This window comes from Rhizobium sp. NLR16a, from assembly GCF_017948245.1.
Classification (GTDB): Bacteria; Pseudomonadota; Alphaproteobacteria; order Rhizobiales; family Rhizobiaceae; genus Rhizobium.
In genome coordinates, this window is sequence record NZ_CP072865.1 from 3,475,998 (window position 1) to 3,498,307 (window position 22,310).

A 22,310-nucleotide genomic window follows, 5' to 3' on the forward strand; every position below is an offset into this window, starting at 1 on the left:
TCAATTGGGCAGGCAGAGGCCGGTGCCTGCCCCTTCGATCTCGACGAACCTGACACCACCCCTTTCGAAAGCAAGGCGCAACTGCGCCTCCGTCGCGCGGTGGATGTCGTGGTGGCGTCCCTCGTAATCGCGGATGGTGCTGCGCGAGACGGCGGCTCTTTCGGCCAGATCGGCCTGGGTCCAATCTAGCAGGCCGCGCGCCGCGCGGCAGAGAGCCGGAGTGAGAATTGTTTCCCTTGCGCCTTGACCCATGGTGTGATGTTGCCCATATTGGTTGAGATAGACCATATATGTCATATTACGCGGGATTTCCAGATCGGGAGACAGCAATGCCGCACGATACGCCCTTGATTTCGACAATCGTCGGCGGCCTCGTGCTGGCTTTCATCTTCGGCGCCCTTGCTCATCGGCTGCGCATGCCGCCGCTCGTCGGCTATCTGATCGCCGGCGTGCTGGTGGGACCGCACACGCCGGGCTACGTGGCGGATCAGAGCCTTGCGCCGGAGCTTGCCGAAATCGGCGTCATCCTGCTGATGTTCGGCGTCGGGCTGCATTTCTCGCTCAAAGACCTGCTGTCGGTACGCGGCATCGCGCTGCCGGGTGCCATCGTGCAGATCAGTTTTGCGACTTTGCTCGGCTGGGGGCTCGGCGCCTTGATGGGCTGGCCGACCGGCGGCAGCCTGGTCTTCGGCCTGGCGCTGTCGGTCGCCTCTACCGTCGTGCTCTTGAAGGCGCTGCAGGAGCGCCGGCTGGTGGAGACGGAGCGCGGCCGGATCGCCGTCGGCTGGCTGATCGTCGAAGACCTCGCCATGGTGCTGGCGCTGGTGCTGATCCCGGCGGCAGCCAGCATCGGCGGCGGCCATGGTCCGGTCGAGCCGCTGTCGGCGGCTCTGAACAGCCTGCTCGGCCTCGATCTCGGCATCGGCGGGATAATCGCCATGACGCTTGTCAAGGTGGCGCTGTTCGTGGCGCTGATGCTGGTCTTCGGCCGCAAGCTCATTCCCTGGACGATGCACCGCATCGCCCACGCCGGCTCGCGCGAGCTCTTCCGGCTCGGTGTGCTCGCCATCGCTCTTGGCGTTGCCTTCGGCGCGGCGAAGCTCTTCGGCGTGTCCTTGGCGCTCGGCGCCTTCTTTGCCGGCATGGTGCTGGCCGAAAGCGAGCTCAGCCACCGCGCGGCCCAGGAAAGCCTGCCGCTGCGCGACGCCTTTGCCGTGCTCTTCTTCGTCTCGGTCGGCATGCTGTTCGATCCGAACATCCTGCTCGACAGGCCGCTGCCGATCCTTGCCACCGTCTTCATCATCGTCATCGGCAAGTCCGTCGCCGCCTTTCTGATCGTGCTCGCCTTCAGGAAGCCGCCCGGCACGGCGCTGACGATTTCGGCAAGCCTCGGTCAGATCGGCGAGTTCTCCTTCATTCTCGCCGCTCTCGGCACCGAACTCGGGCTGTTGCCGGAGGAGGGCCGCGACCTGATCCTTGCCGGCGCCATCATCTCGATCGTCCTCAATCCGCTGCTGTTCTTCCTCTGCGACCGCATGCGGCCTCTTCTCGAAGGTGCAAAGCGCGAGGAAACCGTGGCCGACCCCGCTTCCGCCGCGGTTGCGGATCCCGCTCAAGAGCAGGCGGCGTCTGACAACGACGACGCGCATCCGACCACGCTAACCGGCCACGCGATCCTCGTCGGCTATGGCCGGGTCGGCAGGATCGTCGGGCAGAATCTCAAATCGTCCGGCACGCCCTTCCTCGTCATCGAGGATTCCGACAAGCGCATCGGCGAGTTGAAAGCACAAGGGATCGAAGCCTTCATGGGCAATGCGGTGGCGCGGGAGACGCTCGATCTCGCCAATCTTTCGACTGCGCGCAGCCTCGCCATCGCCATCCCGAACGCCTTTGAGGCCTGTCGCATCGCCGAGCAGGCGCGCAGCGTCAATCCCTCGATCCTCATCGTCGCCCGCGCCCATTCCGACGCCGAGGTCGACGAGCTGAAGCAATACGGCGCCGACACCGTCATCATGGGCGAACGCGAAATCGCGCTTGGCATGGTTGACCGGCTCGCTCAAGTGCATCATGAGAGTGTTTCCTATGAAGACAGGCAGGAGCCTGATACAATCATCCCGACGGGCACTGCTCCGCCGGAAAGAGAATGAGAGATTGGCGCGCTTTTGAGCCGATACGGTAGTGACATCGCCGGGACGGAGGAGATGGAGCTGGACCAGCACCGTCTGACGAGCCGTATCGCCGCTTCCCTCCTCTTCGCCATTCTTGCCTATATCGGCCTGCTTTTCGGCGGCAATCTCATTGAGCCGGCGACCGCCGTCAACACGCTTTCCTCTTCCGGCCGCGATCCCCAGCCGCAGCAACTGAGCGCGCGCGAAGCCGTGCGCGGGGTGCTTGTCGCCGAGCGCAAGCTTGCGCCGAAACAGACCGGCTACGACGCCGGACCGCCGGCCCTTGCCGCCGCCCCTGCTGTCGACTTTACCGGCTGGGACATTGCCGCTCCTCTTGCGGCATTCGAGCCTGCGCTTCATCAGGCAGTTTCCAGGACCCATCAGGCGCGCGCACCGCCGATCGTCGCCTGAGGCCTGCGCCGAGCGGCGCTTCCGACCATTGACGACATGCCGCCAGCGCCCGGGCGCCGGCCCTCGATTATCTAAGGAATACAACATGCGTACTTCACCATGGCTGGTGTTCACCTATACGGTGATCATCGTGATCGGCTTATTCATCGCCCTGCCGAACGTCCTGCCGCAGTCCACCCTCCAGCGCATTCCGGCATGGCTGCCGCATGAGCAGGTGTCACTCGGCCTCGACCTTCGCGGCGGTTCGCACCTCGTCCTGGAAGTCGACGAAGCGGACCTGACCAAGGAGCGGCTGCAATCGCTGCTTCAGGACGCCCGCCGCGTCCTGCGCGAAAAGGGCATCCAGCCAAAGGCCGTCGTGCGCAGCCAGAACCAGATCGTCGTGACGCTCGCCGATGCCGCGCAGAGCGATGCGGCTGTCACCGATCTGAAGACGCTTGCCAACCCGATCAGCACCGGCCTCAGCGCCGGCCAGGCAGATCTCAATGTCACCGCAAACGGAGCGACCATCACTGTCGGCTTCTCGCCGGCCGGCATCTCCGCCAATGTCGACAATGCCGTCCAGCAGAGTCTTGAAGTCATCCGCCAGCGCGTCGACCAGGTCGGCGTGTCCGAGCCGACCATCCAGCGCATCGGCGGCAACCGCGTGCTCGTCCAGCTTCCGGGCGCGCAGGATCCGTCGCGCCTGCGTGAACTTCTGGGCTCCACGGCAAAGATGTCGTTCCACATGCTGGCGCCGAACAACCAGCCCGGCCCCGGCGTCACCATGCTGCAGGACGACGAAGGCAGATCCTATCCGGTGCTCGATCGTGTCGAAATCTCCGGCGACCGCCTTTCGGATGCCCGCGTCAGCTTCGATCCCAACACGCGCGAACCCATCGTCAGTTTCCGCTTCGACAGTGCCGGCGCCACCCGCTTTGCCGAGATCACCCGCCAGAATGTCGGTAGTCCCTTTGCCATCGTCCTTGACAACAAGGTGCTGAGCGCTCCCGTCATCCGCGAGCCGATCACCGGCGGTTCCGGCCAGATCTCCGGCAACTTCTCGGCCGACAGCGCCACGACTCTTGCCGCCATGCTGCGCGCCGGCGCCCTGCCCGCCAAACTGACTGTTATCGAAGAGCGCACGGTCGGCGCCGATCTCGGCGCTGACGCCATCAAGATGGGCATCTATTCCGGCATCGTCGGCTTCGCCCTTGTTGCCGCCTTCATCTTCGTTCTCTACGGCACCTGGGGCATCCTCGCCAATGTGGCGCTGCTGATCCACACGATCCTGACCTTCTCGGCCCTGACTCTGGTCGGCGCGACGCTGACGCTGCCCGGCATTGCCGGTGTCGTTCTCGGCATCGGCCTTGCGGTCGACGCGAACGTCCTCATCAACGAGCGCATTCGAGAAGAGACCCGCAAGGGCAAGGGCGCCTTTGCCGCCATCGACACGGGCTTCAATCGTGCCTATTCGACCATTATCGACGGCAATATGACGGCCCTGATCGCTGCGGCCATCCTGTTCTGGTTCGGTTCCGGACCGGTTCGCGGCTTTGCCGTGACCATGGCGCTCGGCCTGATCATCTCGATGTTCACCTCGGTTGCCTTCGTTCGCGTCGCGATGATCGAGATTACCCGCCGCCGCAGGTTCAAGGTACTGAACATCCGGCCGTTGATCCCCTTCAGCCCTTATGACAAACACATCCAGTTCATGAAGGCGCGCTTCTTCGGCGTCACCGTTTCGGCGCTGCTTTCGATTGCCTCCGTCGTGCTCTTCATCCATCCCGGACTCAACTACGGCGTCGATTTCCGCGGCGGCATCCAGATGTCGGTCAAGACGAAAGAGGCGGCCGATCTTGCGAAGTTCCGCGAGGGACTTGATAGTCTCGGCCTCGGCGAAATCACGCTACAGACCTTTGGCGACAACAACAGCATTCTCGTTCGGGCGCAGCGGCAGGAAGGCGGCGAGGAGGCGCAGACGGCTGCGGTGACCAAACTGAAGGCCGAAGTCGCCAAGATCGATCCGAGCGCTACCGTCGAAGGTACCGACGTTATCGGCCCGAAGGTCAGCGGCGAGCTTGCCTCGGCCGGTATCCTGTCGGTCGTGATCGCCAGCTTCGCGATGCTCATCTATATCTGGGCGCGGTTCGAATGGCCGTTTGCCGTCGGCGCCATCGTTACGCTGGTGCTCGACGTCACCAAGGCGATCGGCTTCTTCGCAATCACCGGCCTCGACTTCAACCTCACGGCCATTGCCGCCATCCTGACGCTCGTCGGCTATTCGGTGAACGACAAGGTCGTCGTCTACGACCGCATGCGCGAAAACATGCGGCTCTACAAGTCGATGCCGCTGCGCGAGATCATCGACAAGTCGATCAACGAGACCCTGGCGCGAAGCCTTTACACCAACGCGACGGCCTTCCTCGCCCTGGTGCCGATGGCGATCTGGGGCGGCAGCGCCGTTTCGAGCTTTGCGATCCCGATGGTCTTCGGCATTCTGGTGGCCGGCGCCTCGTCGATCTTCATCGCCGCACCGATCCTGCTGTTCCTCGGCGACTGGCGCCGCCGCCACGCCAAGGCGGCACTGGCAACCGATACGGCAGCCGAAATCATCCCGCCGGAAGAGGGCCGCTCGCGCAAGTCGGTGAGCTGAAAAACGGGTTGTTAACGTATCCTTGAAGAGGGCGCCGGTTGCAGAGCCGGCGCCCTCTTTTTATTGTTGCCTATTGCCAGGATAAAATTGTGCAGCAATTCAAGATATTACAGCGTCCGTCGCGCGGCTGAAAAAGGCGCGCGACGCCGCAGCAGAGATCGGGAAACCGCCAGATGTCACCCAACCCGGCGAAACCGCCTGAGACCAATATTGCCGGCGATAACGAGGAGCGCATCAAGCGCTTTCTCGCAACCGCCTCGCACGACCTGCAATCGCCGCTGCGCCATATCGCCATGTATGCCGAGCTGCTGCTCGACGATCTCGAGGAGACACTCGACGGCGAACAGCTTCAGAGCCTCAAGATGATCCTGGAAAAGGCGCAAGCCGCACAACGCCTCACCAAGGCACTGATGAGCCTTGCCGGTGGAACACCACAGGTAACGCCCGAAAAGGTCGACCTGAAGGCCTTGGCCGAGAAAATCTGGGGCGACCTCATCGATGAGACGGGGGCTCGCGACGCGACGTTCGCCAGTAAGGGACTCCCCTCCATCCGCACCGACCCCGCGCTGTTCGGACTGGTGCTGAGGCAGCTCATGTCCAACGCACTCACCTATCGGAACTCATCGCCGCCGCATGTGGCGATGACGGCGGAACAAGAGGGGGCGAACTGGTTCGTCCGGATTTCCGATAACGGGATAGGCATCGATCCTGCTTATCGAGAACGGATCTTCGAGCCGTTCTGGAAATTGCCGAAGGCGGGGGCAGCCCCCGGCGCCGGCCTTGGCCTGACGACGGCGCAGGAAGTTCTGAAGGCGCTTGGCGGCGATATCAGTCTCGAGCATTCCGACGAAACCGGCAGCCGCTTCACCGTTCGCCTTCCCGCCGGCTAAGCAACCTATTGCAATCGCTCAGCTTCGTTTGCCGTGCTTGAAGCGCTTTGCGATCTCAGATTCGCCGGACGTGCTTCCAGTCCTTTTCTGCGCATGCCGCTACCGCAAAACGTTCGCGCTATTTTGCGCGCCACGCTCAAATGCTGTAATCGTCCTTCCAGAAATCCGGGACATCATAGTTCACATATTCGCGGATGATGTGCTGCAGCGTCTGAACGTCGATTTCGTCCTTGCCAATGCGGAAGTCGACGCCGTAATCCGGGAATTCCTGGAAATAGCCACCCGATATGTCGGTCGAGACGACGCCGATCGGGCCGGTATAGCCGATGCCGCGCAACTCCGGCACCGTCTCGCGGAAATCGGCATTGGGCAGAAGGCGATTGTCGAGCAGGATGAGATCGAAGCGCGCCGCGCGGACCTTTTCCAATGCGTCTCCGATCGACGGCGAATATTCGACTTCGACCGCCGGCTCGGAGAGATCTGCGATCTTCTTTTTGAGCGCGCGGAATTCGATGAACTCGTCATCGACAAAGAGAACCTTTACGGCATTCTGTCGGACCGTTTTGGTGATCATTTCATTTTCCCAGTCCCGAAGCCAATTTTCACGAAACCAACCCATTCCTCAGGGCGATCGCCACCATGTGGACGCGGTTCACGGCGTCGAGCTTACGCGCGGCCGCAGTGATATGCGAATTGACCGTATGTTCGGACAGACCGAGAATGATGGCGATTTCGGCCGAGGTCTTGCCTTCGCTGGTCCATTTGACGATTTCCGATTCGCGCTGGGTCAACCGTCCGGACATCTCAGGCGTCAGGATTTCCTCGTAGAGCTTGTCGAAAATGCGCATGGCATCCAGAAGCATGTCGGCGATCTCACCCTGATCCGGCTCTTCACGCTCGCCGCTCAGCACGAGGCAATATCGCCGCCCTTCGGGCGTGAACAGCGGAATGAAGAGGAAGACGCCGCAGCGGAACTCGTTGAAAAGCAGATCGGAGGGAAAGGTGTCCGGCTGCGCGCTCCTGCCATGGACGGGCGTCGCCAAAAACTGGGCGCTCTTTGCCCGGACGGTCCCGAGCGCCTCCCTCAACGTCGCAATGAAAAGGCCGACCCGTCGCTCGGCGACATTGGTGATGACGATATCGCGCTCGCCGAAAGGAGTCGAAGCCTCGGAAATGCGGGCAAGCGCGAAATTGTCGAAGTGGTAATGCTGCGCCGCCGCTTTCAGCAGACGGAAAAAATCGGTGCGGTTAATCGCCCGGCTCAGCTCCGGTCCGGCATGAAAAGGAGTTGCCGCGGCATTGTTCATTCCCACTCTTCCTCTCCTCCCGCCATGCCCCCGATCCCCAAATCTTGGGATATACGTCTTAAACGCGAACAGCTACAAAAATTGCGAGACGGTTGATGAGAGATATCGAAACGGGGACTTTCGGTATACAAGGCGGATATCATCAAATGCCTCAACTACAGGTGATGCACGGGCAGATATACTGAGGGGCAGTAATTCTTACCTGGGTATCGTAAATCTTCGCGCGTTCAACATCCATGAATGCGAGAAGGCAGTGCCAGACGTAAGCGCGAGAGAGCCGATAGGCCCATTCAGCTAAGGGGTTGGCTGGAAGTTCGTGGCGGCGAACACGGGTCAATCGGTTCTCTCAGCGCTTATTTTTTGTTCCGTCCTTTTCGCTTCGGTTGCATCTTGAAATGCACACTCCGCCTTGTCAATTGCGGTTTGTCACTTCGCCCGGACGAACGCCAGGAAACGCACCATTCGGTTTCGCTGTTTCCTACACTTCCAGATTGAGAAGGATCGCGGCGAGGTCAAGCGGCTTCTCAAGGTAAAGATCGGCACCGGCTTCGAACGCGCGCGCGCGATCCTCATCGGCATCCGATCCGCTGCAGATGGCGAGACGCATCGTTCTGAAACGATCATCCCCGCGCAGGCTGCTTACCAGACCAATGCCGCTGTCGAGGGGCATGTAGAGATCGGCGACCAGCAGCTCCGGCGGGGCCCAGCCTTCCGCCACGCGCTGCTTCAGCGCCTCCAGCGCCGTCTCGCCCGTCGAGAAACAAAATAGATCGACGTCTACCTGCTGCTTCTTGCGGATATAGTCGAGATAGAAGAGATCGTCCCTGCTGTCGTCGACGTAAACTATCGTAGGCATGCGGCACCGTGATCTGGGTATTGTTCGAATGAACCTCGTTGTCTTCCGACGTCACGATATCGCGATTTCACGAAAATTCGATCTGCCCGATCGAAAAATCATTTCGGAAAAAGCGCGATGGCGGCGTCCACTGCCTATTGAGTATTCCTCGATTTCGGAAAAAATGGCCGCGCGAACCGAGAGAGGATACACGGGTGCAGGATAAGGGCAACGTGGACCTGCAGGACCAGCGGAGGCGATGGCGCTACCGTGCCTTCGCGATTGCGGTCGGTTGCCTGCTGTTCCTTCTCGGGGTGAGCGCCCTTGCCGGCTGGCTGTTGCAGATCAAGCTCATCATTTCGCTCTTCCCCGGCTTTCCGTCGATGGCCTTCAACACCGGGCTCTGCTTCATACTGTCCGGCCTTGGGCTTGCCGCATCGACGTTTTCCGCCCGTCGCTTTCTTACAATGGCAACTGTCATGACTGGGTTTGCAGCGGCGATCGCGGCAGCCCGGCTCGTGGAAATCGTCACCGCCGGCCGGACCGTCCACTATGTCGACCAGTTGATCACTGGCTGGGTGATTCCGCCCGATTTCATCGCAGAGATCGGCGGCGGCATGGGACCCAATACAGCGCTGATCTTTCTGATCGCCAATCTTTCGCTGCTGCTCTCGCTTCATGTGGAAAAGTCTGGAAATCAGGTGGTGCAGGAGCTGACCGCCTATGTCGTCGTCACGCTCGGCATGATCGCGCTCGCCGGCTATCTCACCGACGCCGAACAGGGCTACCGCTGGGGCCCCTATGCGGCGATGGCTTTGCACACGGCGATCGGAATGGTGCTTTTCGGCGCGGGCCTGCTTGCCCGCTCCTGGTGGATGCAGCCGACAAACCGGGCGCAGATTCCGCTCTGGATTCCGGCGGCGGTCTGCTTCACCGGCCTTGTCGTCGATCTCTATACGCCGCTCGGCCTTGCCAACGGCATTCTTTATGTGCCGCTGGTGCTGACGGCCCTCTGGTTCGGCAACAGGAATGCGCCGCTCTTCTTCGCCTTTGCCTGCACCGTGCTCCTCATGCTCGGCTTCTTCGCCGTCAGGCATGACGAGGCGGCATTCTGGCAGGAGATCGCCAACCGCACCATCACCGCTGCCACCCTCTGGCTGATCGCCATCCTTATCTTCTATTTCCTGCGCAACAACAACAACCTGGAAGCCGAACGCGTTCGCTTCGGCGCGCTGGCGCGCAGCACGCCGGATGCCGTCCTCGTCATCGACGGACGTGGAACGATCAAGAGTTTCAATCCGGCAGCCGAGATCATGTTCGGCTATTCGCCGCAGGAAACGATCGGCCGGAACATCAAGATGCTGATGCCCGAGCCTTATCATTCCGAGCATGACGGCTATCTCTCCCATTACCGGCAGACCGGCGAGGAACGTATCATCGGAACGACGCGGATGGTCTCCGGTCGGCGCAAGAACGGCATCGTCTTCCCGATCGAAGTGTCCATCAGCGTTGTCGTCAGCGGCGAGACCAAGACCTTCGTCGGCATCGTACGCGATATCAGCGAGCGCGTGCGGCAGGAAGAACGGATGAAAACGACGCTTGCCCAGCTCGAGGCCTATACGGCGGAGCTCGAGCGCAGCAACCACGACCTGGACGAATTCGCCTATATTGCCTCGCATGATCTGAAGGAGCCGCTGCGTGGCCTGCACAACCACTCGCGTTTCCTCCTCGAGGATTATGAGGACAAGCTCGACGTGGACGGCGTGCGCCGGCTGAACCGGCTCGTGCGTCTCAGCCAGCGGATGGAGAAGCTCGTCAACGACCTGCTCTACTTCTCCCGGCTCGGTCGGCAGCAGCTGGCAGTCAAACGCACCGATATCGGCCTGATCGTCAAGGATGTGGTCGCGACGATGGAGCTGTTGCTGGAAGAGCGGCATGCCAGGGTCGTCACCGACGGCCGGCTGCCTGACGTGGTCTGCGACGCGCCGCGGCTGACCGAAGTGTTCCGCAATCTCATCACCAATGCGATCAAATACAACGACAAGCCGGCGCCGTTAGTCTCGATCGGCTATCTCGAACGGTTCGTCGGCAAGGACGGCACGGTTGCCCGCAACGTGTTTTTCGTTAGGGATAACGGCAAGGGAATACCCCAGGAATTCCATGAGGACATTTTCCGCATTTTCAAACGGCTCGAAAAGTCGCAGGATTCCGACGACGGGACCGGAGCAGGCCTCACCTTCGTCCGCAAGATCATCGCGCGGCACAACGGCGATATCTGGCTGGAGTCCGAAGTCGGCGTCGGCACCACGTTCTATTTCACCCTGGGAAGAAAGCGCGAGGGGCAGAATGCAGCAGCGTGACACGCAACCGATCTTGATCGTCGAAGACAGTGAAGACGATTTCGAAGCGACAATGCGCGCCTTCAAACGGACCAACCTGCGCAACTCGATCCGATGGGCCGCCTCGGGTCAGGAAGCCCTCGACATGCTCGCCGTGATGGCGCCGAAACCAGGGCTGATCCTGCTCGATCTCAACATGCCGGGTCTCGATGGCCGCAAGACGCTGCAGGCGATCAAGTCGAACGACGGCTGGCGTAAGATCCCGGTGGTGATCCTGACGACGTCAGACGATGAACGCGACATCGAAGGCTGCTACGCGCTCGGCGCCAACACCTATGTGCAGAAGCCGGTCGATCTCGACGGCCTCTTCGCCGCGATCCAGCGGCTGAAGGAATACTGGTTCGAAATCGCGATCCTGCCGCTCGAGGACTGACAGTTTGGCGGAAGACTGCTGCATTCTCATCATCGACGACAACATCGACGACCGCGAGGTCTATCGCCGCATCCTTCGACGTGTCTCCAGCACGGCCTATACCGTCCTCGAGGCGGAGACCGGTGAAGAGGGACTTGCGCTGAACAGCCGGAAACGGCCGAACTGCATCCTGCTCGACTATTCGCTGCCGGGGCGCGACGGACTCGGCGTTCTTGCCGATATATTGGAGGACGATCCCGCCGCAAACGTCATCATGCTGACCGGCCAGGGCAGCGAAACCGTCGCCGTCGAGGTGATGAAGAGCGGCGCGCGCGACTATCTCACCAAGGATTCCCTTTCACCCGAAACGCTGCATCGCTGCATCCAGAACGCCATCATGCACGGCATGCTGGAAGGCCAGCTGGAGCAGAAGCGGCAGTCGCTGGAGATCTTCACACGCGCCATGGCGCATGATCTGAAGGAGCCGCTGAGGACCATCAAGTCCTTCAGCCGGATCCTGCACGGTTCTGCAGTGCTTCCGGCGGAAGACCGCGAGCTGCTCGATTATGTCCTGAGCGCCGCCGACCATATGGAAGACCTGATCGTCAAGGTTTCGAACTTCACCAAGCTCGAAGCCTATGGCGGGCCGGAGTTGACGCCGGTCTCGCTGTCTGATGTGCTCGACCAAGTGGAGAACAATCTGCGCCAGCAGATGGAGAGCCGCGGGGCCGTCATCATCCGCGGGCCGCTGCCGGAGGTGATGGGCGATGCGACACTGCTGACCCAGCTTCTCCAGAACCTGGTGTCGAATGCCATCCGCTACTGCGATCAAAAGGTTCCGGAGGTCCAGATCTCGGGCGAAGCGCATGGGAATAGCTGCCGCCTGACGGTGCGTGACAATGGACCGGGCATCGATCCCCAGCACCGCGAGCTGATCTTCCAGCCGTTCAAACGGCTCGTCGGCCGCGGCATCGAGGGCACCGGGCTCGGCCTTGCCATCTGCCGACGCATCGCGCAGCTGCATGGCGGCTCGATCTGGTGCGAACCGGAGAAGGGACCTGGCGCCACCTTCGTCGTCGAGATGCCGCTCGCCGCGGCACGGCCCGCGCCGCCCGCCGCATCAGCCGTTCCGCCCAGCCTGAAGCCGGCGGAGCAGCCGGGCGAGGGTTCCGGCAGGCTTGCCGAGGTGCTGCTGGTCGAAGACAGTCCCGCCGACATCCAGATTCTGAAGATCAAGCTGATGCGGCGGGAGAAGGTGGCCTTCAACCTGCATGTCGCCACCAATGGGCGCGAGGCGATGCGGCTGCTCGAAGAGCGCGCCGGCATAGCCGACGTCCCGCAGATCGACCTGATGCTGCTCGACATCAACATGCCGATCATGGATGGTTTCGAGGTGTTGAACGCGCTTTCGGCCGATGCCCGTCTGAAACGGATTCCCGTCTGCATTCTCAGCACCTCAAGCGATGAGACCGACATGCAGCGGGCCAGAAATCTCGGCGCGCGCGCCTATATGGTGAAGCCGCCGACCCTGCAGCAACTGGAAGAGGCGCTCGAAGATGTCGACCATCTGGAACTGCTCCAGCGCGGCGATTCGCTTGCGCTTTGCGCGGAACAAAACTAAGCGGTGGTCATTGGCAACGGTATGACTTTCGCAGCTCTCATACTCGCGCTCCTGACGACGCCGCTTCAATCAGGACTGCTCTCGATGGTATCAGGCATACATCACGTTACAGCCATCACCCGAAAGGTGCAGGCGAACGTGGATTTTTACGCCGGCTTTCTCGGCATGCGGCTCGTCAAGCAGACGGCCGGCTACGAGGATGCGACGCAGCTCCATCTCTTCTACGGCGATTCGGCAGGCACGCCGGGTTCGCTCGTCAGCTTCCTCGTCTGGGAAGATGGCGCGCCCGGCCGGGCGGGCTACGGCCAGATCAGCGAAATTTCGCTGGCGATCGATCCGGCGAGCATCGGCTACTGGCTGACGCGCGCCATGAGCTTCGGCCTGCGCTCGGAAGGACCCGCCGATGAATTCGGCGAGCCTGTCCTCAGGTTGAAAGACCCCGACAATATCATTCTCAAGCTCGCGGGCGCAAAGGACCTGACATCGCCGGCTGTCTGGGACGGCGCCGCGATCCCGGTCGGGCATGCCGTCCAGCGGGTGCGCGGCGCAACCATGCTGACGGAAAAGCCGGCCGAGAGCCGCAGCTTCCTCGAGCGCCATTTCGGCTACCGCTTCCTGGCCAACCGCGGCACGATCGACAGGCTGGTGTCGCAATCGGGCGATGTCATCGATGTGCGCGATGCACGCGGCTTCTGGTCCGGTGCGCCGGGGACCGGCACGGTCGATCATGTCGCTTTCCGGGCCGCCGATGAGGAGGCGCTGCTTTCGGTATCCAAGGCGCTGGAGAAGACCGATGCATCGCCGACCAACATGCACGACCGCAAGTATTTCCGCTCGCTCTATGCCCGCGAGCCCGGCGGCACGCTGGTGGAGCTTGCAACCGACAAGCCCGGCATGACTGTTGACGAAGAGCATGCAGCCCTCGGCACCAAGCTCTTCGCGCCGCCGGAAGCGATCACCAATCTCGACGACCTCAAGGTGGTTCTGCCGCAATTTTCGTTGCCCGGCCAGCCGCGCATCAATTACCGCGAGCTGCCGTTCGTTCATCGCTTCTACACGCCGCCGAATCCTGACGGCAGTGTCTTCGTGCTTCTGCACGGCTCGGGCGGCAATGAGACGACGCTGATGCCGCTCCTCAACAAGGCGGCACCGCGCGCAACACTGATGGGCGTGCGGGGCCGGGCGACGGAAGAAGGCTTTCCGCGCTGGTACAAGCGCATTACACCCTTCTCTTTCGACCAGAACGACATCAAGACCGAGGCCGAAGCCTTTGCGGCCTTCATCGAAGGCGCCGTCAAATCCTACGGCCTCGATCCGAAGAAGATCGTCTATGTCGGCTATTCCAATGGCGCCAACCTCTTGAACTCGCTGCTCTACCTGCATCCGAACCTCGTTCACAAGGCGGTACTGCTGCGCTCCATGCCTGTGCTCAGTGACTATCCGCATGCCGATCTGAAGGGCACGGACCTGCTCGTCATCAGCGGCAAGACCGATGCCTACGGCAAATATGCGAGCGACCTGGAGGAACGGCTGAAGAGTTCCGGCGCCACCGTCGATTCCGACGTCATCCCCGGCGGCCACGATCTCGGCGACGCCGATGTGCCGATCATCCAAAAGTGGCTGCTTCAGAGAATGGGGGACGATCCAGCGCCGCTGGAGCAGCAAGCGGTCAGGCCGGCGAGCGAGCCGTTCGGGCAACCATGATGCCGGCGAGCACCACCCCGGCGCCCAGCGCCTGCATCGTCCCGATCGCCTCGTCGAGCAGCGCCCAGGCGAGGATTGCGGCGACGACCGGCTGCAACAGCAGCGTCAGCGATGAAAAGGCGGGCGGCAGATAGGCCAGCGCATAGGTGATCGCCACCTGCCCGCCGGCATGACTGACAAAGGCGAGGCCGAAGAGGATCGACCAGCCGTAGAGGGTCGCCGGCAGCATCTGCCCTTCGAAGAAGAAGGCGATCGGGAAGATGCAGACGGCAGCCGATGCCGTGCTCCACAGCATGATGCGGATCGTATCGAACCGGCTGCGCAGCCTGCCGATCGCCAGGATATAGCAGGCATAGAAGAAAGCGGCGATCATCGCGGTGCCGTCGCCGCTCAAGCCGCCATTGCCGAGCCCTGCCGGTCCGCCTTTTAGGATAACGACGCCGGCAAGCGCCAGGACCAGCCCCAGCAGGAAAACACCGCTGGTTCGCGCCTTGAAAAACAGGACGGCGATCAGCGTGACGAAAACAGGCGCGAGGTTTGCGAGCAGCGTCGCGTTGGCGACCGAGGTCATGGTGAGCGAAAGATGCCAGGCGGCGAGGTCGAGCGCCAGCATGAGGCCCGGAAGAACCAGCAGCCCATAATCGGAGAGGCTTTGCGGCTTCGGCCCCCTATCCTTCTTCATGAGCGAGACGATGAAGATCGGGATCAGCGCCAGCGCCACACGCCAGAAGGCAGTGGCCATCGGCCCGGCTTCGGACAGCCGAACGAAGATCGGCGAGCCGCCGATCGCCGCCCCGCCGACAACAAGAGCGGCCAGCGCCAGACGGTTGGAAGGCGAGGCTTCGGAGAGAGTGGAAGCGGTCTGCGACATGGTCTCGATTTTCTTGATTGCCCGAACATTGGCGGCGGGCCATTGACTGGAGCGTGCGTAGCAGAAGTCATGTGCCGGCGACAGTCGAAGAACGACATCGGAACGGAAAATCAGGCCGGGCGGGTGTTCGTCTCGGCCAGCCGCAGCTTTGCGGCGATTTCGCCTGCAACGAAGAAGGCATGCTCGGTCACCTGCGGCAGCCCCATCAGTTCGCCGAAAGTGCCGCGCGCCAGTGGACCGGAGATCAGTAGCGAAGGATCCGCCTTTCCCGACGGGCCGATCGCCTCCGACTGCTCGGTGCAGGCAAGGCCGAGGCCTGTCGGGTCAAGCGACAGGTGGCCGCTTGCAGCAAGCGCCGCGAGCCAGGGCTGAGTTTCGAGAATGCCGCCATGCGCCGGGCCCGTGGTGACGACGACGGCGTCATAGCTCCGCTCCAGGGACTGACGCCGATGGCGCGGCTGCAGGGTGCAAAGAACAAGCTCTCCTTCAATGCGCGCATCGGCGACCGACCCGGCAAGGACTTCCAGGCGGCCGGCGGCAATCGCCGCGTCGAGCACGGCTTCCACCTGCGGCGCGATGCGAAAGCGATGCACATCCCAATAGGGACGCAGATGGCGGACGAGACGGCGCCGTTCGGCGATCGGCAGCGCCTGCCAGAGTTCGTATCCCTGCGCCCGCACCTGATCAATCACGCCGTGCCAACTTATGCCCTGCGCCTTCGCGGCCTCTATGTCGGCGCGGATCCTGACAAGCAGCGCAAGGGCGGAATGCGCGGCCTGGGAGACGAAGTCTCCAAAGAGCTGCTGCGGTTCCGGCGAATGGCCGCGCGAACGCAGGCCGCGGCGCGAGATCGCCGTCACAGGGCCATCATGACCGCACTCGGCAAGAGAGGCGATGACATCGGCGGCCGTCAAGCCGTTGCCGATGACCAGCACCCGGTCATGCCGACGGATCACGCCGAGCGCGCCCGGCTTGGTGGTATCGGCGACGAAGCGGGGATGGGCGGCCAAGCTGGCGGCAAGCCGGCCCGGCGCTGCCGGCGGCGGATGGCTGGTGGCGATCGCAACTATATCGGCCTCCGTCACCCCGCCTTTGTCGTCCTGGATCGACCAGCGGCCGCCCCGGCGCTCGAGACCGGTCACGCGGGCGCAGTTGTGGAGCACGACGCCCTCTTCCAGCAGCGGTTTCAGCAGGGAGGCGACATATTCGCCGAAGAGCCGGCGCCGGGGGAAGAGCATGCCGTCCGGTTGTCTTGCCCCCGGATCGTCCGCGACGGCGTCGCGAGCTTCGATCCAAGCCTGGAATTCGCCCAGGTCGTCGGGCTGCAGGCTCATCTTGGCGGCGGGAACATTGATACGGTGCGCCGGATCGTCCGTGTCATAGGCAAGGCCGCGGCCGAGCTCCGCGCGCGGTTCGAAGACCATGATGATGGGGCGCTCACCGCAATTTGCCCTGGCGAGATGATAGGCGACGCCCGCGCCGGAGAGGCCGCCGCCGATAATGGCGACGACGGATCGTTCGGACTTCGGGAGAGGCTTCGGATGCATGACGGCCGGGATATTCACTTGCGATGGCCGAGCATAAATGCCGGACATTTCCCGCGCAATCTCCCTCACCGCGAATTGTCTATAAATTTTATTGGGTTTCGAGTGCGACCTCTATCCCACTATCGTGGTCGAGAATTCGGGATTGCCGCGGATGGTGTTGCTGACTGTGCAGATCTCCTCTTCGGCAGCATCGACGATCTTGCGGCGGGTCTCTTCGTCGACATCGCCCTTGATCGAGAAGACGATGTTGAATTTTGCAACGCGTGAGAGCCCTTCCGCCGCCTTCTCGCCGGTGACGTCGGCGGTGATCTCGCTGATCCTGTCGAGAACCCCCATCTGACTGGCTGCAATGCGGGCGCTGAGCACGAGACAGGCCGAGAGCGAGGCATAGAGCAGATCGAGCGGGCTGAAGCCCGGCTGAGAAGGGGCGGTGACGATATCGATCTCACCCTTGGTGGTGGACGTGACATGCGGAAAGCCGGTACGGCCGAGAGTGGCGATAGCACCTGTCGGACGGGGGCGAGCCTTGAGATCGGCCATGAAAAGATCCTCTGACAACAGCCTCGCAGAAATAGCGAGTTACGCCTCGGCCCGCAATGACGGCGCGATGCTTGGTAACGGAACCTTTCCTTCCGTCATCAGTTGACTACACCTGAACGAAATCAGTGACAAAGGTGCATAACGATGCCGCATGCCCGCAACATGCATCGTCAGGACCGGCGGATGGACGCCCGCGACCGGCTGATTGTCGCGCTCTATGCACAGCTGAAGGCCGAGCGGGAAACGCGCGAGACGCTGGAATGGGCCATCCGCAACGGCGCCATCTCGCAGGAGGTGCTTGAGGCTATCGCGGCCGATCCGGTTCCCGTCGTCACCAGCGAGGACATCGCCTCCCTGGAGAAAATCATCGCGCTCGATGAAAGACGCAAACCACATCGGAACTAGGCGTGATGCCGAAGCGTGCGCGGTTTTCGACCGGCATCATGCCGCCATCGAACTGAAAAGAGGAGATCCGAAATGGCTGACATCACCTATCAGGTCGTGCCGCATGACAATGGCTGGGCCTACAAGCTCGGCGACACGTTGTCGGAAACCTATGCGACGGCTGAGGAAGCGATTGTCCACGCCAAGGATGCTGCGTCACGTCAGAAAATCGGCGATGGCGACGCGTTGCTCGCCTATCCTTCACCCGATGGCGGCTGGGCGTTTCAGGAACTCGAAACAGATAAGAGCAACAGTCGTCTGTGATTTGCAACGGAGGATGGCATGGCCGCGCGGGCAAGCTGGAAAGGTCATCTGAAGGTAGGCGACCTTGCTTGCGCCGTCGGGCTCTATACCGCCATCTTCTCCTCGGACCGGGTTTCCTTCAACATCATCAACCGCAGGACGGGACACCGGGTGGAACGGCAATTCGTCGACAGCGAGACCGGCAAACCGGTCGAGCGGGACGAGCAGGTCAAAGGTTATCAGATGGAGAATGGCGACTACGTCGTCATCGAAGGAGACGAGATCGCAGAGATCGTGCCGGAGAGCGACAAGCTGCTCAACGTCAAAGCTTTCATCGCCTATGACGATATCGACAAGCTTTATTTCGATCGTCCCTATTACCTCGCACCTGTCGACGAACATGATGAGGAGGCGCTGTCGCTGATCGTCCGCAGCATGCGCGACGGCAAGGTCGCGGCGCTCGCCGAAGCCGTGCTTTTCCGGCGCATCCGAACGCTGCTGATCCGGCCTCATGACGGCCACATCATCGCGACCACGCTGAACTTCGACTATGAGGTGCGCTCGACCGACTCGGTCTTCAAAGACATTCCCGACGTCAAGTTCGACAAGGAGATGCTCGAACTCGCCGGTCACATCATCGAAACCAAGCGCGGCAGCTTCGATCCGAGTGCCTACGAGGATCGCTACGAAGCGGCCCTCGTCGAACTGGTGAAAGCAAAGATCGAGGGCCGGGCAGCGCCGAAGAAGGAACCGGCGCCGGAGGGCAAGGTCGTCGACCTGATGGAGGCGCTGCGCCAAAGCGCGGGGATGAGCGGCAAGACGGCGAAGAAGGCGTCGGCAAAGAAGAAGGCGCCGGCGCGCAGCGATAGCCTAAGGAAGAAGGCAGGCTGAGATGGCCCTCGAGACCTATGAGGCGAAGCGCAATTTCAAACTCACTCCGGAGCCACGTGGTCGCTTGGGCCGCAGCAGCGGCAACAGTTTCGTCATCCAGAAGCATGATGCAACGAGGCTGCACTATGACTTCCGCCTGGAGATGGATGGGGTGCTGAGGAGCTGGGCCGTGACCAAAGGGCCGAGCCTCAACCCCGAGGACAAGCGCCTTGCCGTACACGTCGAAGATCACCCGCTTTCCTATGGCGATTTCGAAGGCATCATTCCAAAAGGTCAATATGGCAGCGGCACTGTCATCGTCTGGAATCGCGGCACTTGGACGCCCCTCGGCGATGCGCACAAGGACTATCGCGAGGGCCATATGGAATTCGAGCTCGATGGCGAAAAGCTGAAGGGCCGCTGGCACCTCGTGCGCATGCATGGCCGGCCCGGGGAAAAGCGGGAGAACTGGCTGCTGATCAAGGGAGATGATGCCGCGGCGCGCCACGACGGCGACATTCTTCAGGAGCGGCCGGAATCGGCAAAGACCGGCCGCCGGCTCGAAGAGGTGGCGGGAAATCCGGATACGACCTGGACCTCCAAGTCGAAAGACGGCAAGCCGGCTGCCGCTAAAAGACCGGCTTCAAAGGCCGAAGCCGCCGCACCAGGAGAACGCGACTGGCCGAAGGGTGCTCGCAAGGCCGCAATGCCCGATTTCATCGAACCGGCGCTTGCCAGGTTAAAGACGAAGCCGCCGGCTGGTGATCGCTGGATCCACGAAATCAAGTTCGACGGCTACCGGCTGCAGGTCAGGGTCGAGAACGGCAAGGTCAGAATGTTGACCCGCAGCGGCCTCGACTGGACGGAGAAATTCGGCAGCGAGGTGCTCGAGGCCTTTGCCGCCCTGCCGGTGCAATCGGGGGTGATCGACGGCGAAATCGTCGTCGAGCGCGATAGCGGCGCCTCGGATTTCTCGGCGCTCCAACGCGATCTGAGCGAGGGCCGCGACGATCGCTTCGTCTTCTATGCCTTCGATCTTCTCCACCTCGACGGCCACAGCCTGGTGAATGTGGCGCTCACCGATCGCAAGCAGCTGCTCGAAAGCCTGCTGCCCGACAATAACGACAAGCTGCGCTACAGCGCGCATTTCAACGAAAGCGGCGGCCTGGTGCTTGACCATGCCTGCCGGCTCAGCCTCGAAGGGGTGATTTCCAAACTGCGCGATAGCAAATACACGTCGGGACGCAAAGGCGATTGGATCAAATCGAAATGTTCGCACCGGCAGGAATTCGTCATCGGCGGCTACGTGCCGTCGACATCGATGAAGAATGCGATCGGCTCGCTGGCGATGGGCTATTACCAGGACGGCGAACTCAAACATGTCGGGCGCGTCGGCACCGGATATACGGCGGCGACCGCGCGGATGCTTTATGAGAAACTGTCGCGCCTGACGCAGAACGAGACATCATTCGACGACAAGCTGACATCGGAGGAGCGGCGCGGTCTGATCTATGTGAAGCCGCAGCTGGTTGGCGAGGTCGAGTTCCGCGCCTGGTCGGCCGATGGCAATCTGCGCCATGCCGCCTTCCGCGGTCTGCGAGAAGACAAGCCTGCGAAGGACGTGACGCGCGAGACGGAAAAGACCATGGCCCCTGCTCTGCCGAAATCGGCTGTGACACTCACCCATCCCGACCGCTTCTACTGGCCGGACGAGGGCGTTACCAAGGAGGGGCTGGCGAATTATTACGCCCAGGTCTGGCGCTTCATGGCGCCTTACGTCGTCAACCGGCCGCTGGCGCTCCTGCGCCTGCCGGACGGGATCAATGGCCGGCAGCGGTTTTTCCAGAAGCACGCCTGGAAGGGCATGAACCCGCATATCCAGGAGATTACCGATCCCAAGGACAGGCAGGGGGAGAAGCTGCTCAGAATTACCGATTTCGACGGGATCGTGGCGCTGGTGCAATCGGCCGCGCTGGAAATCCACCCCTGGGGCACAACGACCGACAATTGGGAAAAGCCCGATATGATCACCATGGACTTCGATCCCGATGACGGGGTGGCGTGGGCAGATGTGATCGCCGCTGCTTACCAACTGAAGGAGCGGCTGGAGGCCGAAGGCCTCGCCGCCTTCGTCAAGACCTCGGGCGGCAAGGGGCTGCATGTGGTGACGCCGCTCACGCCGAAGGCCAGCTGGGCCGAAGTGAAGGGTTTCGCCAAGTGGCTCGCCGACAGCATGGCCGCCGACGATCCCGACCGCTATCTGGCGACGGCAACGAAGGCCAAGCGCAAGGGGAAGATCTTCATCGACTATCTCCGCAACGGCCGCGGAAATACGGCGGTCGCGCCTTATTCGACACGGGCACGGCGAGGCGCCGCGGTCTCGATGCCGCTGGAGTGGAGCGAACTCACCGCCGACGTCGGACCGGCCTATTTCACGGTGGACAATACGCCGACGCGGCTCAACGCGTTGCCGCGAGATCCCTGGGACGGATTTTTCGCTGCAGCGAAACCGTTGGAAAAGAAGAAGCGTTAGAGCGTAAAATCATCCCGCTCTGACCTTTGGATTTGCGCAATTCCAGGCAAAGCGCTTCGCTTTGCCTGGGAAAACCGCTTCGCACTTTTCCTGGAATTGCTCTAACGCGACTTCCGCCCCCTTTGCGAAACCAGGCTCTTCTTCAGCGCATCCATGATGTTGATGACGTTGCCGGTCGATTTTTCCGGTGCGGTTTTTTTGGCAGGCGCTGCCTTCTTCAGGCTCTTCTGTTTGCCGCGGATCATCGATTTCAGGCGCTTTTGGATCGGGTCCTGCACCATGGCCGGGCTCCAATCCTTCGTCTCTTCCTTCACCAGCCGCTTCATCAGCGTCAGCAGCTTGCTGTCGATCTCCGCCTTGTCGTCGATTTCGGCCGACGGTTCGCGCACCTCGTCGCCATAGCGCAGGGTCCAGAGCACGATGCCCTTGCCTTGCGGCTCCAGGAGCACGGCACGCTCGCGCCGATAGAGAACCAGGCGGGCAATGCCGACGACGTCGTTTGCCTTCATCGCCTCGCGGATGACGCAGAAGGCTTCCACGCCGACTTTGTCCTCCGGCGCCAGGAAATGCGGCTTGTCGTACCACACCCAATCGATCGAGCCACGCGGTACGAAGCTGTCGATATCGATGGTGCGGGTGCTGTCGAGCCCGACTTCCTCGATCTCCTCGTCTTCGAGAAGAACATAATCGTCCTCGCCGCGCGGATAGCCCTTGACCTGGTCCCTGTCGGCCACTGGTTTATGGGTAACGCTGTCGACATAGCGGCTTTCGACCCGGTTTTTCGTCTGGCGATTGAGGACGTGGAAACGCAACTTGTTGCTTTCGGTCGTTGCCGGCGTCAGCGAGACGGCGGCGGTGACGAGCGAGAGCTTGAGATAACCTTTCCAGAACGCCTGACGTGCCACGACTGTCCTGCCCTCCCGGACCGATGGAACTTGGC

General features: G+C 61.9%; 20 protein-coding genes. 12 read left to right on the forward strand and 8 right to left on the reverse strand.

Annotated features, from left to right (window positions below):
• Entirely contained in the window at positions 1-297 is a 297-nt protein-coding gene (locus tag J7U39_RS16830) for a helix-turn-helix transcriptional regulator (RefSeq protein WP_210629226.1), read from the reverse strand.
• Between the two features lie 32 nt (positions 298-329).
• On the opposite strand from J7U39_RS16830, the gene ybaL reads away from it, so the two are divergent.
• The 4 genes from ybaL to J7U39_RS16850 all read left to right on the forward strand — a co-directional run bounded on the left by ybaL (position 330) and on the right by J7U39_RS16850 (position 6,104).
• Positions 330-2,147, forward strand: coding sequence for a YbaL family putative K(+) efflux transporter (gene ybaL, locus J7U39_RS16835; protein WP_210629227.1), 1,818 nt, complete (start codon positions 330-332; stop codon positions 2,145-2,147).
• Positions 2,148-2,201: 54 nt separating this feature from the next.
• Positions 2,202-2,579 carry a hypothetical protein gene (locus tag J7U39_RS16840; RefSeq protein ID WP_210629228.1) on the forward strand — a complete coding sequence of 126 codons (378 nt, stop codon included), beginning with the start codon at positions 2,202-2,204 and terminating at the stop codon, positions 2,577-2,579.
• A gap of 85 nt (positions 2,580-2,664) precedes the next feature.
• Positions 2,665-5,214, forward strand: coding sequence for a protein translocase subunit SecD (gene secD / locus J7U39_RS16845; protein ID WP_210629229.1), 2,550 nt, complete (start codon positions 2,665-2,667; stop codon positions 5,212-5,214).
• A gap of 173 nt (positions 5,215-5,387) precedes the next feature.
• Complete coding sequence (locus J7U39_RS16850) at positions 5,388-6,104, forward strand: ATP-binding protein (RefSeq protein WP_210629230.1); 717 nt, start codon at positions 5,388-5,390, stop codon at positions 6,102-6,104.
• A 136-nt stretch (positions 6,105-6,240) separates the two neighbouring features.
• Here J7U39_RS16850 and J7U39_RS16855 read toward each other — a convergent pair whose 3' ends face one another.
• From J7U39_RS16855 to J7U39_RS16865, 3 genes are all read right to left on the reverse strand, one after another.
• A complete protein-coding gene (locus J7U39_RS16855) occupies positions 6,241-6,678 on the reverse strand; it encodes a response regulator (RefSeq protein ID WP_210629231.1) in 438 nt (145 codons plus the stop codon).
• A 28-nt stretch (positions 6,679-6,706) separates the two neighbouring features.
• Entirely contained in the window at positions 6,707-7,411 is a 705-nt protein-coding gene (locus J7U39_RS16860) for a helix-turn-helix transcriptional regulator (protein ID WP_210629232.1), read from the reverse strand.
• 478 nt (positions 7,412-7,889) lie between these two features.
• On the reverse strand, positions 7,890-8,267 hold the full coding sequence (locus J7U39_RS16865; RefSeq protein WP_210629233.1) for a response regulator: 378 nt from the start codon (positions 8,265-8,267) through the stop codon (positions 7,890-7,892).
• 194 nt (positions 8,268-8,461) lie between these two features.
• Here J7U39_RS16865 and J7U39_RS16870 point away from each other — a divergent pair, with 194 nt between their 5' ends.
• From J7U39_RS16870 to J7U39_RS16885, 4 genes are read left to right on the forward strand one after another with little or no spacing between them, the layout of a single operon-like run.
• Positions 8,462-10,606, forward strand: coding sequence for a PAS domain-containing sensor histidine kinase (locus J7U39_RS16870; RefSeq protein WP_210629234.1), 2,145 nt, complete (start codon positions 8,462-8,464; stop codon positions 10,604-10,606).
• Entirely contained in the window at positions 10,593-11,018 is a 426-nt protein-coding gene (locus J7U39_RS16875) for a response regulator (RefSeq protein ID WP_210629235.1), read from the forward strand. The genes J7U39_RS16870 and J7U39_RS16875 overlap by 14 nt, the downstream gene beginning before the upstream one ends.
• A 4-nt stretch (positions 11,019-11,022) precedes the next feature.
• Positions 11,023-12,618 carry a response regulator gene (locus J7U39_RS16880; protein WP_210629236.1) on the forward strand — a complete coding sequence of 532 codons (1,596 nt, stop codon included), beginning with the start codon at positions 11,023-11,025 and terminating at the stop codon, positions 12,616-12,618.
• 21 nt (positions 12,619-12,639) lie between these two features.
• Positions 12,640-14,322, forward strand: a complete 1,683-nt coding sequence (locus J7U39_RS16885; protein ID WP_247241679.1) for a VOC family protein — start codon at positions 12,640-12,642, stop codon at positions 14,320-14,322.
• On the opposite strand, the gene J7U39_RS16890 is transcribed toward J7U39_RS16885, so the two are convergent.
• The 3 genes from J7U39_RS16890 to J7U39_RS16900 all read right to left on the reverse strand — a co-directional run bounded on the left by J7U39_RS16890 (position 14,288) and on the right by J7U39_RS16900 (position 17,280).
• A complete protein-coding gene (locus J7U39_RS16890; protein WP_210629238.1) occupies positions 14,288-15,193 on the reverse strand; it encodes a DMT family transporter in 906 nt (301 codons plus the stop codon). The two genes, J7U39_RS16885 and J7U39_RS16890, sit on opposite strands and share 35 nt — an antisense overlap.
• Positions 15,194-15,303: 110 nt before the next feature.
• Positions 15,304-16,788 (reverse strand): FAD/NAD(P)-binding protein, encoded by a 1,485-nt coding sequence (locus J7U39_RS16895; RefSeq protein ID WP_210629239.1) that lies wholly within the window; start codon positions 16,786-16,788, stop codon positions 15,304-15,306.
• A 63-nt stretch (positions 16,789-16,851) separates the two neighbouring features.
• Entirely contained in the window at positions 16,852-17,280 is a 429-nt protein-coding gene (locus tag J7U39_RS16900) for an OsmC family protein (RefSeq protein ID WP_210629240.1), read from the reverse strand.
• A gap of 144 nt (positions 17,281-17,424) precedes the next feature.
• On the opposite strand from J7U39_RS16900, the gene J7U39_RS16905 reads away from it, so the two are divergent.
• From J7U39_RS16905 to ligD, 4 genes are all read left to right on the forward strand, one after another.
• Complete coding sequence (locus J7U39_RS16905) at positions 17,425-17,685, forward strand: hypothetical protein (protein ID WP_210629241.1); 261 nt, start codon at positions 17,425-17,427, stop codon at positions 17,683-17,685.
• Positions 17,686-17,757: 72 nt separating this feature from the next.
• Positions 17,758-17,988, forward strand: coding sequence for a DUF2188 domain-containing protein (locus J7U39_RS16910; RefSeq protein ID WP_210629242.1), 231 nt, complete (start codon positions 17,758-17,760; stop codon positions 17,986-17,988).
• An 18-nt stretch (positions 17,989-18,006) separates the two neighbouring features.
• Positions 18,007-18,858, forward strand: coding sequence for a Ku protein (locus J7U39_RS16915; RefSeq protein WP_210629243.1), 852 nt, complete (start codon positions 18,007-18,009; stop codon positions 18,856-18,858).
• Between the two features lies 1 nt (position 18,859).
• On the forward strand, positions 18,860-21,370 hold the full coding sequence (gene ligD / locus J7U39_RS16920) for a DNA ligase D (RefSeq protein ID WP_210629244.1): 2,511 nt from the start codon (positions 18,860-18,862) through the stop codon (positions 21,368-21,370).
• A gap of 101 nt (positions 21,371-21,471) precedes the next feature.
• On the opposite strand, the gene J7U39_RS16925 is transcribed toward ligD, so the two are convergent.
• Complete coding sequence (locus tag J7U39_RS16925) at positions 21,472-22,275, reverse strand: Ku protein (RefSeq protein ID WP_210629245.1); 804 nt, start codon at positions 22,273-22,275, stop codon at positions 21,472-21,474.
• Between the last annotated feature and the right edge of the window lie 35 nt (positions 22,276-22,310).